General features: G+C 66.9%; 12 protein-coding genes, 2 tRNA genes and 2 pseudogenes. 8 read left to right on the top strand and 8 right to left on the bottom strand.

Translation table 11 applies throughout. The annotated features are described in order from the left end of the window. Positions 1-114 precede the first annotated feature (114 nt). Together HJG44_RS17635 and HJG44_RS17630 are read left to right on the top strand one after the other, a co-directional pair. Positions 115-582 (top strand): MerR family transcriptional regulator, encoded by a 468-nt coding sequence (locus HJG44_RS17635; RefSeq protein WP_171219657.1) that lies wholly within the window; start codon positions 115-117, stop codon positions 580-582. A 523-nt stretch (positions 583-1,105) separates the two neighbouring features. Next, positions 1,106-2,325, top strand: a pseudogene (locus HJG44_RS17630) (IS256 family transposase). Between the two features lie 368 nt (positions 2,326-2,693). Here the strand turns inward: HJG44_RS17630 and HJG44_RS17625 are convergent. Both HJG44_RS17625 and HJG44_RS17620 read right to left on the bottom strand, forming a co-directional pair. Beyond that, positions 2,694-2,999, bottom strand: a complete 306-nt coding sequence (locus tag HJG44_RS17625) for a hypothetical protein (RefSeq protein ID WP_171219656.1) — start codon at positions 2,997-2,999, stop codon at positions 2,694-2,696. A gap of 347 nt (positions 3,000-3,346) precedes the next feature. Further along, positions 3,347-3,436, bottom strand: a tRNA-Ser gene (locus tag HJG44_RS17620). Positions 3,437-3,641: 205 nt separating this feature from the next. Here HJG44_RS17620 and HJG44_RS17615 point away from each other — a divergent pair. Then, positions 3,642-4,472, top strand: coding sequence for an enoyl-CoA hydratase family protein (locus HJG44_RS17615; protein ID WP_171219655.1), 831 nt, complete (start codon positions 3,642-3,644; stop codon positions 4,470-4,472). Here HJG44_RS17615 and HJG44_RS17610 read toward each other — a convergent pair. The 4 genes from HJG44_RS17610 to HJG44_RS17595 are packed head-to-tail and all read right to left on the bottom strand — an operon-like array spanning position 4,424 to position 7,605. Then, on the bottom strand, positions 4,424-5,422 hold the full coding sequence (locus HJG44_RS17610; RefSeq protein WP_171219654.1) for an ABC transporter ATP-binding protein: 999 nt from the start codon (positions 5,420-5,422) through the stop codon (positions 4,424-4,426). The genes HJG44_RS17615 and HJG44_RS17610 overlap by 49 nt on opposite strands. Beyond that, complete coding sequence (locus tag HJG44_RS17605) at positions 5,419-6,060, bottom strand: ABC transporter permease subunit (RefSeq protein WP_171219653.1); 642 nt, start codon at positions 6,058-6,060, stop codon at positions 5,419-5,421. The genes HJG44_RS17610 and HJG44_RS17605 overlap by 4 nt, the downstream gene beginning before the upstream one ends. 2 nt (positions 6,061-6,062) lie before the next feature. Continuing rightward, positions 6,063-6,692 carry an ABC transporter permease gene (locus HJG44_RS17600; RefSeq protein ID WP_171219652.1) on the bottom strand — a complete coding sequence of 210 codons (630 nt, stop codon included), beginning with the start codon at positions 6,690-6,692 and terminating at the stop codon, positions 6,063-6,065. Positions 6,693-6,714: 22 nt separating this feature from the next. Continuing rightward, on the bottom strand, positions 6,715-7,605 hold the full coding sequence (locus HJG44_RS17595; RefSeq protein ID WP_171219651.1) for a glycine betaine ABC transporter substrate-binding protein: 891 nt from the start codon (positions 7,603-7,605) through the stop codon (positions 6,715-6,717). Between the two features lie 231 nt (positions 7,606-7,836). Here HJG44_RS17595 and HJG44_RS17590 point away from each other — a divergent pair. After that, positions 7,837-7,911, top strand: a tRNA-Gly gene (locus HJG44_RS17590). Between the two features lie 161 nt (positions 7,912-8,072). On the opposite strand, the gene HJG44_RS23430 is transcribed toward HJG44_RS17590, so the two are convergent. Then, on the bottom strand, positions 8,073-8,303 hold the full coding sequence (locus tag HJG44_RS23430; RefSeq protein ID WP_210261207.1) for a hypothetical protein: 231 nt from the start codon (positions 8,301-8,303) through the stop codon (positions 8,073-8,075). A gap of 2 nt (positions 8,304-8,305) precedes the next feature. On the opposite strand from HJG44_RS23430, the pseudogene HJG44_RS24285 reads away from it, so the two are divergent. Then, a pseudogene (locus HJG44_RS24285) lies at positions 8,306-8,569 on the top strand (helix-turn-helix domain-containing protein); the annotation flags it as partial. A 671-nt stretch (positions 8,570-9,240) separates the two neighbouring features. On the opposite strand, the gene HJG44_RS17575 reads toward HJG44_RS24285, so the two are convergent. Further along, positions 9,241-10,050, bottom strand: a complete 810-nt coding sequence (locus tag HJG44_RS17575; protein ID WP_171219650.1) for an FCD domain-containing protein — start codon at positions 10,048-10,050, stop codon at positions 9,241-9,243. A gap of 358 nt (positions 10,051-10,408) precedes the next feature. Here HJG44_RS17575 and HJG44_RS17570 point away from each other — a divergent pair, with 358 nt between their 5' ends. Genes HJG44_RS17570 through HJG44_RS17560 form a run of 3 tightly spaced genes read left to right on the top strand, consistent with a single transcriptional unit; the run spans position 10,409 to position 13,277 of the window. Then, positions 10,409-11,557: a CaiB/BaiF CoA transferase family protein gene (locus HJG44_RS17570; protein WP_210261206.1), complete on the top strand. Its 1,149-nt coding sequence runs from the start codon at positions 10,409-10,411 to the stop codon at positions 11,555-11,557. A gap of 2 nt (positions 11,558-11,559) precedes the next feature. Further along, entirely contained in the window at positions 11,560-12,438 is an 879-nt protein-coding gene (locus HJG44_RS17565; RefSeq protein WP_171219648.1) for an ABC transporter permease, read from the top strand. Between the two features lie 2 nt (positions 12,439-12,440). Then, positions 12,441-13,277 carry an ABC transporter permease gene (locus tag HJG44_RS17560; RefSeq protein ID WP_171219647.1) on the top strand — a complete coding sequence of 279 codons (837 nt, stop codon included), beginning with the start codon at positions 12,441-12,443 and terminating at the stop codon, positions 13,275-13,277. Positions 13,278-13,291: the final 14 nt, after the last annotated feature.

Here is a 13,291-nt window from a genome sequence, read left to right as displayed (position 1 = left end):
ACCCCTCCGAACTCCCGAATCCTACAATCCGAAGTTTGATCAGCGGTAAATCGCGTTTATAAGTGGGGTCAACCCCACTTTGTTTCACCCGCCTGTTTCGAACGGGAAAAGTCGATGCGGTTCGAAACGGCGCAGGTCCTGGAGCTGGCTGGTATCAGCAAGGAAACGCTCCGTCACTGGAAGGGCATCCTCGCCCCCATCAGCGACCATGACGGCCGCTCGCACCGTTACACGTACCCCGAACTGGTGAGCCTATGCGTGATCTCCCAGGCGGTCCAGAAACTCGGGCTGCCGGTTTCCCGCTTCGGCGAGACTGCCACCTGGCTCTTCGCGGAGATCGAAGCGCGCACAAAGCCTGCGAACCTTCCGATGGCTCTCCTCATCGTCGGTAGCGAAATGGAGTTCGGGGACGACCGTGACCTGCCGGAGGTCGAAACGATAACCGTCGTGCGCGTCGACCGCGTCATGGAGCGTCTCCGCGCTACCGTTCTCGACCCCGGCCCACAAATCGCGCAACTCGACCTTCCATTCGAACACGCGAAGGTCGTCGCCCTCACACCTTCGCCGCGCCGCCGCGCATGACACTAGGCCCGCCGGCAACCTTGGAGCAAGCAAAAGTTCTTGTTTTGTTCACTCTCGCTTCTTAAGCCCGCGTCTCAGGCCTGCCGCAGCCCGATATGATCGACCAAGTCCGCCATCGTCCGAGGTGTGCACAACGAACGGCGGTACCGCGCGACCTGACGAGGCCGGTTTGACCATCAGGGAACCGGTCCAAAGCGTCGGGAAATGTCCGAGATCGGATCGCTCTTACTCGGTTTCAGCAGGGATCGACTCGCTCTTGCTCGGTGTTTCGACTCGCTCTTGTTCTGGCCCCAACGGAGATCGAATCGCTCCAGCTCTGGTCCGATAGCAACCTTAACGGACCAGGGTAAGAGCGATTCGATTTCCCCTGTGGGCCAGAACAAGAGCGAGTCGAAAAACCGAGCAAGAGCGATTCGCTCCCGTCGGCACTAAGTGACGCCCTCGGCGGCGCTGTCGGGCCGGGTGGCTGGGGACTGTCAGGATTTTCGTGTGCGGGCGGCCATAGTGGACCTGGAGGGTTCCGCTGGCACGACGCAAAGCTCCCCGCATTCCTGACGCGCTCCTGGATCAGCTTCTGGCCGGCGCCGACCCGAAGACGGCGTTCGACGCGAACGGCCTTCTGGAGGATCTGAAGAAGGCCCTGGCCGAGAGGGCGCTGAACGCCGAGATGGATCACCATCTGGCGTCGGACGAAGTCGGCAACAGCCGCAACGGCTACGGCCGCAAGACCGTGACGACCGAGACCGGCCGGATGGAGCTCGAGATCCCGCGCGACCGGCAGGCGACCTTCGATCCGCAGCTCATCGCCAAGTACCAGCGCCGCTTCCCGGGCTTCGACGACAAGATCGTGTCGATGTACGCCCGCGGCATGAGCGCCCGGGAGATCGCGGCCACCTGCGCGAGCTCTACGGGATCGACGTCTCGCCCGACCTCGTCAGCGCGGTCACGGACGCGGTTCTGGAGGAGATCGCGGCCTGGCAGGCGCGGCCCCTGGAGCCGGTCTACCCGCTCGTCTTCTTCGACGCCCTCAGGGTCAAGGTGCGGGACGAGGGCATCGTCCGCAACAAGGCGGTCCACATCGCGCTCGGCGTCCGGGCCGACGGGGCCAAGGAGATCCTGGGCCTCTGGCTCGAACAGAGCGAAGGCGCCAAGTTCTGGCTCCGCGTCATGAACGAGCTCAGGAACCGCGGCGTCGAGGATATCCTGCTCGCCGTCGTCGACGGTCTGAAGGGCTTCCCGGATGCGATCACGGCCGTGTTCCCCGAGACGGCGGTGCAGACCTGCATCGTCCATCTCCTGCGCCACAGCCTGGACTTCGTCTCCTACAAGGACAGGAAGCCCGTCGCGGCCGCCCTGAAGGGCATCTACCGGGCGCTCGACGCCGAAGCCGGCCGGGCCGCGCTCGCAGCATTCGAGGAGGGCCTCTGGGGCCGGCGCTACCCGGCTATTGGGCAGAGCTGGCGGCGCGCCTGGAACGAGGTCGTGCCGTTCTATGCCTTCCACGCGGACGTGCGCCGCATCCTCTACACCACAAACGCAATCGAGCCCCTGAACGCCAAGCTGCGCCGCGCCGTCCGGGCCAGGGGCCACTTCCCAACCGACGACGCAGCCATGAAGCTGCTCTTCCTGGTCTTGAATCGAGCCGAGAAGGACTGGAAAATGCCACCGCGAGAGTGGTGCATGGCCAAGGCGCAGTTTGCCGTGCTCTTCGGCCAGCGCTTCACAAGGGCCATGGCGGCCTGATGTTCAACCCGCCGTTCGCACACGAAAATCCTGACAGTCCCTCTCGACCCCGATGCGTTGAAGAGCCTCCGCCTCCCTCGTAAGCCCGATTATGTCCCCAGGAACATTCAGGGTGTGGGTATTGAAGAGCTCGAAAAAGAGATTCTCGACCGCAGAGTAATCCGCGATTCCCGCCCGGTGAGGTGCGGAATCGTCAAGTCAAAGACTGCCAGGTCGAAAACCTCTTCGGATAGACGCGCACGCGCCGTCACCCCGTCCGGCGCGGTAGCGATTTGCCGCTCGGCAATCGCTAGATCATTCAGCAGGGATACAATTTTTAGAGAGAATCTCTGGCCTGTCATGGACGACTAAAATTTTCATACTAAGTCCTACCTGCTAATAATAAAAGCAAACTCGTCACGCCATGTTGATGACCCGTACCGTACCGTCCCTAGATGATAATCCCCGAGCAGAGAGGAGGCGCGTGAATTTAGATCTCCTAGGCTGATAATCTCCGTTTCCGATGCGTCCTGCCCGCCAGCGGGAAAATAATCGAAATCAGTCACAATAATTGTGGGTATCTCCTGCTCCATAAGGAACATTCGCTCGATGATATCCATTCCACCAAGGTTTGCATGCCTCGGGAGAGCTGCCGCCCTGTCGCCTCCACTATCCGCGGCGACGAAGGCCGCCACGCCGCCTTCATGTCGGACGCTCCCCGCCCTTAAAGCCGCCCTCCCGGATCTCCCGCCTGGATTGAACGACCACGAACGGTTGCCGAGCGGCACTGTGTGCAGTTGGCCCGTGAAGTTGAGCGGGGCGAGGTCGTCTCTTATGCCTGCTGGGCGGCGACAAGTCTCGTGCGACTCGGCGCGAATGCATGACGCAGCCGCGGCGGGCTTACGACCGAATTGCGACAGGTAGTCCAGAGAGGGCCGATTGGGGCGGCCTCGATCCAATACGGAATGTGGGATGAAACGAGGTTTGTGCCAGTAGCCAAGTGATGAAATATCAGCAGTTTCAATCGCTTAGCGAGGCGGGTTGGCGGAGGGAGCGGGATTCGAACCCGCGATACCGTTTCCGGTATACACACTTTCCAGGCGTGCGCCTTCAACCACTCGGCCACCCCTCCGGCCCGCTCTCGCGGACGGTCCTCCGGTCGGCACCCGCCGGCCAGGGAAGGATGCGCTTCGTCTAGACGCGACCGCGCGTCGGCGCAACCGTTGCCTCCGCGTCGTCCGATCGCGCCCGGACGCCGCGGCGCTTGACGGGAACTCGCCCGCCTCGCAATGGGCGCCGGTCCTGGCGCATGGGACGGGGTTTGCGGGGATTTCGGGATGAAGCGTTTCGATGCCGGGCAGTTCCGCCCGGCCCATTTCCTGTGGTCCGTGGAAGGCAAGGTCGGGACGATCACGCTCAACCGGCCCGAGCGGAAGAACCCGCTCACCTTCGAATCCTACGGCGAGCTCCGCGACCTGTTCCGGGACCTCGTCTACGCGCCCGAGATCAAGACGGTCGTGGTCACGGGCGCGGGCGGGAATTTCTGCTCGGGCGGAGACGTGCACGAGATCATCGGCCCGCTCGTGCGCATGCAGGAAGCCGGCGACATGAGCGGGCTGCTCGCATTCACCCGCATGACGGGCGATCTCGTCAAGGCGATGCGGCACTGCCCGCAGCCGATCGTCGCGGCGCTCGACGGCGTCTGCGCGGGCGCCGGCGCGATCCTCGCCATGGCCTCCGATCTGCGCCTCGCGACCCCGCGCACGAGGACGGCCTTCCTGTTCGTGCGGGTCGGGCTCGCCGGCGCGGATATGGGGGCCTGCGCCATCCTGCCTCGCATCATCGGGCAGGGGAGGGCGTCGGAGCTGCTCTATACCGGCCGCGTGATGACGGCGGAGGAAGGCGAGCGCTGGGGCTTCCACAACCGGCTCGTGGAGCCCGATCAGGTTCTGGCGGAGGCACAGGCGCTGGCGCGCCAGCTCGCCGACGGACCCACCTTCGCGCATGCCATGACGAAGACCTGCCTGCACCAGGAATGGGACATGGGGATCGACGCCGCGATCGAGGCGGAAGCGCAGGCGCAGGCGATCTGCATGCAGACGAAGGATTACGGGCGAGCCTACCGCGCCTTCGTGGCCAAGGAGCAGCCTGTCTTCGCCGGCGACTGAGCCGCGGGCGGCGTCCTGGCGCGCTCGCGGATCGCGGCGAGCGTCACGGAGCCGATGGCGCTGCCGTCCGGGCCGGCGACCGCCGCCGCCTCCGCGCCGGCCGCCAGCATCGCGGCGAGCGCCGCCTGGAGCGAAGCCCCGCCGTCAACGGTCGGGGAGCCGGCCGGAGCGGAGCGGGGCGAGGCGGCCTCCCCGACCGGGATGAGCGCGAGACGCTTGAGCCCGCGGTCGGCTCCGACGAAATCGGCCACGAAGGGCTCGGCCGGCGCGGCGAGCAGTCGTTCCGGCCTGTCGCATTGGACGATGCGGCCGTCGCGCATGATGGCGACCCGGTCACCCATCCGGACCGCCTCGTCGATGTCGTGCGTCACCATCAGGACGGTCTTGCCCAGCCGGCGCAGGATCTCTGCCACGTCCCGCTGGAGACGCGCCCTCACCACCGGGTCGACGGCGCCGAAGGGCTCGTCCATGAGCATGACGGGAGGATCGGCCGCGAGCGCCCGGGCCACGCCGACGCGCTGGCGCTGCCCGCCGGAGAGCGAGCCCGGCCGCCGGTCTCGGAACTCCCCGGGCTCCAGCCCGACGAGGGACAGCATCTCGTCGACCCGGGCTGCGACGCGGCTCGCCGGCCAGGCCAGAAGCCGCGGCACGGTCGCGACGTTGTCGCCCACGGTGAGGTGGGGGAAGAGCCCGACCCCCTGAATGACATAGCCGATCCGGCGCCGCAGACGGACGGGATCGGCGCCCGCGATGTCCTCGCCTTCCACGAGGATCCGGCCTGCGCTCGGCTCGATGAGGCGGTTCACCATCCGCAGGGTCGTCGTCTTGCCGCAGCCCGAGGGGCCGATCAGCACGCAGGTCTCGCCGGCCGGGACCTCGAGCTCGATCCCGTCCACGGCGGGCCGCGCCTGGCCGGGAAAGCGCTTCTCGATGTCCTCGAGCCGGATCATGCCGGGGCGCCGAAGCGGCGGGCGAAGGAGCGCTGGAGCGTGCCGAGGGTGAGCTCCGTCGCGATCGCGAAGAGCGCTACGAGCAGCGCGCCGGCGGTGAGCTGAGCCATGTCCATGAGCGCGAGCCCGGAGGAGATGAGCTCGCCGAGCCCGCCGCCGCCGATGAACACGGCGAGCGTCGCCGCCGAGACGATCTGGACGGCCGCCGTCCGGATGCCGGCGAGGATCACCGGAAGCGCGAGCGGTATCGTCACGTCGCGCAGGATCTGGGCCTCCGAGAGCCCCTGGCCTCGTGCCGCTTCGACCACGTCGGCATCGACCTCACGCAGCCCGACGATCGTGTTCAGCAGGACGGCGGGCAATCCGTAGAGCGTCAGCGCCACGACCGAGGGGAGGAAGCCGGTCCCGAGAATCGGCAGCATGATCACCAGGAGCGCGAGGCTGGGCACCGTACGCAGCGTGTTCGCGGCTGCGACCACCAGCGTCGCGGGGCGTCCCGTCCGGGCGAGCCCGAATCCGAGGGGCAGGCTCGTCGCGAGCACGAGCAGGAGCGCGACCGCCGACAGGATCGCATGCTCCTGTGCGGTCCTCCCGACCAGCGCGGTGTGGCTCCATATCCAGCCGATCACGTCCGGCACGGTCAGGGCTCGCCGCCCTGGGAGGCGGCGAGCCGCCGCTCGAGCCGCCGCAGGGCCTCGTCGGCGAGGACGGCGAGGGCCGAAGCGGCGACGGCCCCGGCCAGGACCTTCTCGCCGATGTCCTGCGTGATGCCCTGGAAGATGAGGTCGCCGAGCCCGCCGGCGCCGATGAAGGCGCCGACCGTGGCGACGGAGACCTGGGTCACCACGGTCAGCCGCACGCCCGCGACGATCACCGGGGCGGCGAGCGGCAGCTCGATGGCGAGAAGCCGCCGCCAGCGGCCGTACCCCATGCCGTCCGCCGCCTCGAGCACCTCGCCGGGCAGGGTCTGCAGCCCGACCGCCACGTTCCGGGTCAGCACGAGGAGCGAGTAGAGGACGATCGCCGTGACGGCCGGCGCCGTTCCCAGCCCCATGAAGGGCACGAGCAGAGCGAAGAGCGCGAGTGCCGGGACCGTGTAGAGGAGGCCCGTGGCAAGCAGCACGGCCGTGTAGGCGCGCGGGCGCCGCGCAGACCAGATCCCGAGCGGCAGGGCGATCGCCAGGGAGATCAGAAGCGCAAGGCCGACGAGCACCATGTGCCGCAGCAGCGCCTCCCCCAGTGCGGCCGGGTTCTCGATCGCCCATGCCATGGGCCGCGGCCTCGCAGCCCGACTAGTTGACGAGCCCCGCCTGCTTCAGGAAGTCGGCGGCGACGCGCCGCGGCTCGCGCTTGTCGACCTCGACCTGCCGGTTGAGCTCCTGCATGGTCCTGTTGTCGATCAGGGCGTTCACGCGGGCGAGCGTCTCGACGAGCTTCGCGTCGCGCGCGATCTCCATGCGGACGACGGGCGCCAGCTCGTAGGGCGGGAAGAGGTTCTTGTCGTCGTCGAGCGCGGTGAACTTCTCGGCCGCGATCTGCCAATCCGTCGAGAAGCCGTTCGCGACGTCCACCTGCTTCTGGGCCAGCGCCTCGTAGCGCAGGCGGAGCGCCGCGAATTGCCGCGTCACCGAGAAGGTGATCCCGTAGACCTCGTTCAGCCCGGGCAGGCCGTCATAGCGGTCGAAGAACTCCGAGCCGGCCCCGAGCTTCAGCTTTCCGGCGACGCGGCCGAGATCCGTCAGCGTCTTGAGGCCGTGCTCCCGCGCGGTTTCCGGCCGGACCACGATCGCGTAGCCGTTGTTCACCCGCGAAGGAGGAAGCCAGGTCAGGTTGAACTCGCGCTCGTAGAAGTCCTTCACCTGCTCGAAGACGCGCTTCGGATCGGAATCCTGCTTTCCCGTCGCCTTCATCACGGCCAGGATGCCGGTGCCCGTGTATTCGGGGTAGAGGTCGATCGCTCCGGTCCTGAGCGCCTCGTGCGCGACGAGCGTCGCGCCCAGATTGATCTTGCGTTCGACCCTGTAGCCGGCCGCCTCCAGCGCGCCGGCATAGAGTTCGGCCACGATGAACTGCTCGGTGAAGTTCTTCGACCCGACCCTGATCGTCTGGGCGCCGGCCGGGGAGGGGACGAGCGGCGGCAGGGATGCGAGGAGAGCGGCGAGTGCCGCGATGATGAGGCGCATGGGACGCTCCGGGCTCTTGAGCCGAGCCTATCGGCAACCTTCCCGCGGGCCAACCGGCCCTGCCGGCCCCTGTCGCGCGGGCTCTGCGGCGCTTTGATGCGCTTCACCCGGCCCCACGCGACGGAGGAGCTCGCCGCACCGGAGCCAGGCGCTTCGGCGCGAAAGGCCTTGAAATGCCGGCCGGGTTGGGGCACATGGGCGTCGCGGTGCCGCGTTTCGGCCCGCACGGATGCGGGTGTAGCTCAGGGGTAGAGCACAACCTTGCCAAGGTTGGGGTCGAGGGTTCGAATCCCTTCGCCCGCTCCAAATTCCCAATAACTTCAGCAGTTTGTGAATGGCCGCTGCGAGGCGGCCGTTCGTTTCTGACGTTGTTCAATACCGGGTCAACACGCGCGAGCGCGAAACGGTCTCCGCTCGTTCTCAATCCTCGGCCGAGAGCGATAAGGCCCTGTCTGAGACCAAGCGACTCACCAGCTCACCCGAGACCTCCTTAGGAATCGGTACCGGTCGAAGTCCTTAGCCAGTCGGGCCTCGTGCATGGCCTCGCCGTTGATGCGGAACGCCTCTCGACCGTGGCGATGCTCCAGGTCGTCGGCATAGGCGCGTACCTCCGGTCTCGGCCTCGTCCGATGCAGCCGCCATTCGTCGAGGGCGAGCACGGTGCCGCCAATCAGGATCGCGGCCCCGACCCAGATCAACCATGTCCACGGGACGACGTAGTTGGTTCACGCGAGCGCTCGCCACAGAGCATCCATGTTCCCGTTTTTCCCTACATTTCGTAGGTATACGGGAACACGGAACGTTCCTGGAGCGAAGAGGATTGTCGGAACAGTTTGTTCCGATGGACCTGTTTGCGTCTCGACTTCGGGAGAGAGCCGCCGAGCTTGGGATCGCGCAGGCCGAGGCGGCGCGCCGGGCCGGCTTGAGCGATCGCCGCTACTCGCACTACGTTAGCGGGATCAGGGAGCCCGATCTGGCGACGCTCTTGCGCATCTCCGAGGCGCTCCAGACCACGCCGAACGTGCTGCTCAGGGTCGCCGATCCGAAGCCTTCCTTGACTCGTTCGCGCCTCATGGGATCGCCTGAACTCGGCAGCTCAGGCGCTGGCCGACGAGGACCTGGAACTTGTGATCGTGCAGACCGAGGCGCTCGCTGGCCGGAAGCGCCCCCGATCACGACGGGCGTGAGTGTCCCGATGTACGCCGGCCGAAGTCCCGGCGGTGTCGGCCGTTGTGAGTGTCGGTCCCGCTCGGCCGTTCATATCGGTTCCAGGATTCTCCAGCTGCTGACCTCGCTAGGGGGATGTTTGATCCTGGGCTTTAATGGTGCACTTTTCACGGCGGAGTGGAAGGACGTTATGGCTAGGCTCTCCATGGGAGCGCGACGACGGAGGCGGTCCGTCGCGCGACACAGCTACGTCAAGAGAGCGTGAGGGCTCTGGCGAAGCGCTACGGCGTGAGCCTGCCGCTGTCGGATCCACGCCACGGGGGCGGCGAGCGAGGAGCAGGCTCCCGGCCTGCTTCTCCAGGATCTGGATGCGGCGGAGGGCGCGAGGTGCAGCTTCTCCGCCGCTTGCTCAGGCTGCGCAGCTCGCAGGCCGTCACGAAGAGCGCAGCGTCTTCGAATCGTGGTCCCTCATCGCGGCTCGGGCGAGCCGCTCTCACCCTGCTCCAGCCCCGGATAGGCCTCCGTGAGCGCACGCGCGATGACAGCGTGGGCCCGCCGAATCATGCGGGTGGCTCGGCGCTGCGCCATCGACGTATTGCGCAGCGCGATCGCTTCCGACACCTCCCGATAGTTCTGGAGTGACACCTCAAGCATTTCGTGCGTCCAGGTATGGGCGAGATAGCGGTAGCGCCGCGCCTGCTTATCGATCCCCTCCAGCATGCGCCTGAGGGTCTTATTGCCGCAATGCCGGTGGATCGCGGAGGTGAAGCCTACGCTGTGCTTGAAGAATTCCGGCGCGTTGCGTGACCTGATTGCGACGTCCAGCGCATCGATGAGACGCGACAATTCGGCATCGATGAGCCGGTCGGCGCTCCTCGCCGCACCCGCCGCAGCCAGCCCCTCAAGCGCCGCCCGGCAGGTATAGACCTCGTCGAGATCCTGACGGCTTATCGGGGTGACCCTCACCCCTCGCCGCGCCGAGCGGACGATCAGCCCTTCCGCCTCGAGCGCCTTGAACGCTTCCCGGACCGGCGACCGGCTTACGCCGTACCGGCCGCAGACCTCCTCCTCCGTGAGGCGGGAGGCGGGCTCGAGCCGGAGCGTGATGATCTCCTCCGACAGCGCGCGCGCCAGCTCGGCGCCGATGACCGTCGGTAGGGCGAAGCTGGTGCCCTGCATCACCGCCGCGTCGAAGGCCTCCCGGAACCGCAGCACCGCAGCACCCGCAGGCGATCCGTTCTCCTCGGCCGCCTCGGCCTGCCTTTCACGCAAGGTCACGACCATCTCTCCCCGCCTTCGCCGGCTATAGCCGACCCGCCCCGGGACGTCAGGCAGTCCTTCGCACTATCGACGGAGAAAATGCCGGCCTGCGGTCGCCAGGAAGGCGCGCGTCTCTCGCGATCATCCTCGCTCGTCATGCTCCTTCGCCGGCCGGCACTGGCTCGCGCTGCAGCCCTTTTGGTGAGACCGGATCGGGCGAGGTCACGGCCGCGACGCCGTCCCGCGCACGAGCCCAACTTCTCCGCTGCCGCTGCCCATCAAAGCCGCAAAATCCATCGCTGAGCCGCTTGCCTCCCGCTTTCATATGGGTCAGCATCAATCGTGTACAGTATACAAATCGAGGACGTGGCGGCGCGTGGCTGGGGCCCTGGAAGGACTGACGGTTCTCGACTTGTCGAGCCATCTTTCCGGCCCGTATTGCGCCATGCTGCTCGCCGACCACGGGGCGGATGTCATCAAGATCGAGCGCCCCGGACGCGGCGACGAAGCCCGCGCCATGCCGCCCTTCGTGGAGGGCGAGAGTGCGCCCTTCATGGTGTGGAACCGGAACAAGCGCTCCGTTACGCTCGACCTCAAGAGCGACGACGGGCGCCGCGCGCTTCTCGGCCTCGTCCGCTCGGCCGATATCCTGGTCGAGAACTTCCGGCCCGGAACGCTCGACCGCCTGGGCCTCGGCTGGTCGGCCCTCTCGGCCCTCAATCCGCGGCTGATCTATGGCGCGATCTCCGGCTTCGGCCAGAGCGGACCCTGGCGCGACCGCGGCGGCTTCGATCTGGTGACCCAGGGTATGTCCGGGCTGATGAGCGTCTGCGGCCCGGCCGACGGGCCGCCGCACCGGCTGCCCATCGCGCTCTCGGACGTGGCGGCCGGGATGCATCTTGCCGTAGGCATCCTCGCCGCGCTCGAAGCGCGGCACCGCACCGGCCAAGGCCAATATGTGGAGGTATCGCTCTTGGACGCGGCCATCTCCTTCGGAGTCTACGAGGCCGCGCATGTCTTCGCCACGGGCGAAAAGCCGCCACGGATCGGGCAGGCGCATCGGGGCAGCTCGCCCTATCAGGTCTTCGGCACGGCCGATGGCTGGATCACGGTCGGGGCGGCGCAGCAGAATTTCTGGGAAGCCCTGTGCCGGATCCTGGATGCGCCCGAACTCCGGAATGATCCGCGCTTCCGCGCGAACCGGGATCGTGTGGCGCACAACGCCGAGCTGGTCGAGCTGCTGCAGGAGCGTTTCCGCGAATACCCATCGCAGCATTGGCTCGACGCATTTGACCTGGCCGGCATCCCGGCGGGCCAAGTCCTCGACTTCGCCGAAGCCCTCGCTCACCCGCAGGTGGTGGCACGCGAGATGGTGGTTGAGGCGGAGCACGCGACCGCCGGCCGGGTGCGGACGCTCGGCATCCCGGCAAAGCTCTCGGCGACGCCAGGTTCGGTCCGACGCGCCGCGCCGGCTCTCGGCGAGCACACGCACGCCGTGCTCGACAGCCTAGGCGAGGTCGCCTGACCATGGCTGCGGTATCGTCCGTACCGCCGCGGAGGCGCGACCTCAGAGCGCTTCTCGTCATCCCGGGCGCGCTCTGGCTGCTCGCCTTCGCGGTGGCCCCTCTCGCGATCCTGTTCGCGATGTCGTTCTGGACGTCGTCGATCTTCGGCACGACGACCGACCTGACGCTCGATAACTACCGCGTCATCGCGGACGACCCGATCTATTTCCAGGTTCTGCTCCAGACTTTGCGTATCGCCCTGACGGTCACGGCGCTGTCGCTGCTCGTCGGCTACCCGATGGCCTATTTCCTAGCCTCGCTGCGCGGGCCGAAGCGCGGCGTCTTCCTGGTCCTGCTCTTCCTGCCCTTCTGGTCGAGCTACGTGGTCCGCACCTTCGTGTGGCTACCGATGCTCGGGCGCAACGGCCTGGTGAACGCCGTCCTCCTCCAGCTCGGGATCATCTCGGAACCGCTTGACTGGCTTCTCTACAACGAGGGCGCGACGCATATTGGCCTCGTCTACGTCTACACGCTCTTCATGACCCTGCCGCTCTACCTGTCGCTGGACAGGATCGACCGCAATCTCATCGATGCCGCCGCCGATCTCGGGGCCGGGCCGTTCCGGGCCTTCTTCCGTGTGGTCTTCCCGCTCAGCATGCCGGGCGTGCTCTCTGGCTGCGTGATGGTCTTCCTGCTCGCCTGCGGGGCCTATGTGACGCCGCAACTCCTCGGCGGCACTTCCGGCATGATGTTCGGCAACGTCATCGCGCCTCAGTACACGGTTACGAACAACTGGGCGTTGGGCGCTGCGCTCTCCGTCATCCTGGTGATCGTCGTGTTCCTGTGCCTCGTCATCTTCGGGCGGCGCGTGCGCCTCAACGACATCTTCATCGGAGGCTGAGAATGGCGACCCTCGCCGTGACGGCCTCGGCTCCGCTCGACACCCGCCAGCGCGGCGAGCGCGCCCGGCGGATGCTGCTCTGGGCCTATGCCGGCCTTTTCTACTGCTTCCTCTACCTGCCTATCCTGCTGCTGGTCGTGCTGTCCTTCAACGACTCGCAGACGATCGGGCTGCCGTTCCAGGGCGTGACGCTGCGCTGGTACGAGGAGGTGTTGGGCTCGCCGGAAATGCTCCGCTCCATCCTGAACAGCGTGGTGCTCGGGGTGGTGAGCGCCGCCGTCGCGACGCTGCTCGCGCTGCTCCTGGCGCTGGGCTTCCGCCAGGAGTTCCCGCTCAAGGGGCTTCTCATGAAGATCATCCTGCTGCCGATCCTCATCCCCGGGATCGTCGGCGGCGTGATCTATCTCGTCTTCTTCGGCTTCGGTGAGGTCCAATTCGGCGTCTGGACGACGGCGCTGCCGGTCCACATCACCTGGGTCCTGCCCTTCGCCTTCCTGACGCTGTTCCCGCGCATCCATGGGCTCGACCGGAGCCTTGAAGAGGCGGCGGCGGATCTAGGCGCGCGTCCGCTCACGGTGTTCCGGCGCGTCGTCTTCCCCATCATTAAGCCGGGCGTGGTCGCGACGGCCATGTTCGCCTTCACCCTCTCCTTTGACGAGTTCATCCGGACCCTCTTCGTCATCGGTAACCAGCGCACGGTGCCCGTCCACCTCTGGACGCTGCTCTCCGACCAGATGGCGCCTTTCCTGCCGGCCGTCGGCGTCGTGATCACGGTGATCTCGATGCTCGTCTCCTTCGTCGGCTTCGCCGCATCCGCACGCGCCGGTCGCGCGCATTGAACCAGCAGGGGAGA

Origin of the sequence: Enterovirga aerilata (genome assembly GCF_013044135.1) — a bacterium.
GTDB classification, from domain to species: Bacteria; Pseudomonadota; Alphaproteobacteria; order Rhizobiales; family Beijerinckiaceae; genus Enterovirga; species Enterovirga aerilata.
The sequence above is the reverse complement of the archived record's forward strand: the minus strand, read 5'-3'. Positions and strand labels throughout refer to the sequence as shown.

What these genes read in the sequence shown, in the direction of transcription:
- HJG44_RS17635 (WP_171219657.1), top strand. Translation starts at nt 115, where the DNA reads ATGCGGTTCGAAACGGCGCAGGTCCTGGAGCTGGCTGGTATCAGCAAG.
- HJG44_RS17615 (WP_171219655.1), top strand. Translation starts at nt 3,642, where the DNA reads ATGAAGCGTTTCGATGCCGGGCAGTTCCGCCCGGCCCATTTCCTGTGG.
- HJG44_RS17610 (WP_171219654.1), bottom strand. Translation starts at nt 5,422, where the DNA reads ATGATCCGGCTCGAGGACATCGAGAAGCGCTTTCCCGGCCAGGCGCGG.
- HJG44_RS17600 (WP_171219652.1), bottom strand. Translation starts at nt 6,692, where the DNA reads ATGGCATGGGCGATCGAGAACCCGGCCGCACTGGGGGAGGCGCTGCTG.
- HJG44_RS17595 (WP_171219651.1), bottom strand. Translation starts at nt 7,605, where the DNA reads ATGCGCCTCATCATCGCGGCACTCGCCGCTCTCCTCGCATCCCTGCCG.
- HJG44_RS17565 (WP_171219648.1), top strand. Translation starts at nt 11,560, where the DNA reads ATGGCTGCGGTATCGTCCGTACCGCCGCGGAGGCGCGACCTCAGAGCG.
- HJG44_RS17560 (WP_171219647.1), top strand. Translation starts at nt 12,441, where the DNA reads ATGGCGACCCTCGCCGTGACGGCCTCGGCTCCGCTCGACACCCGCCAG.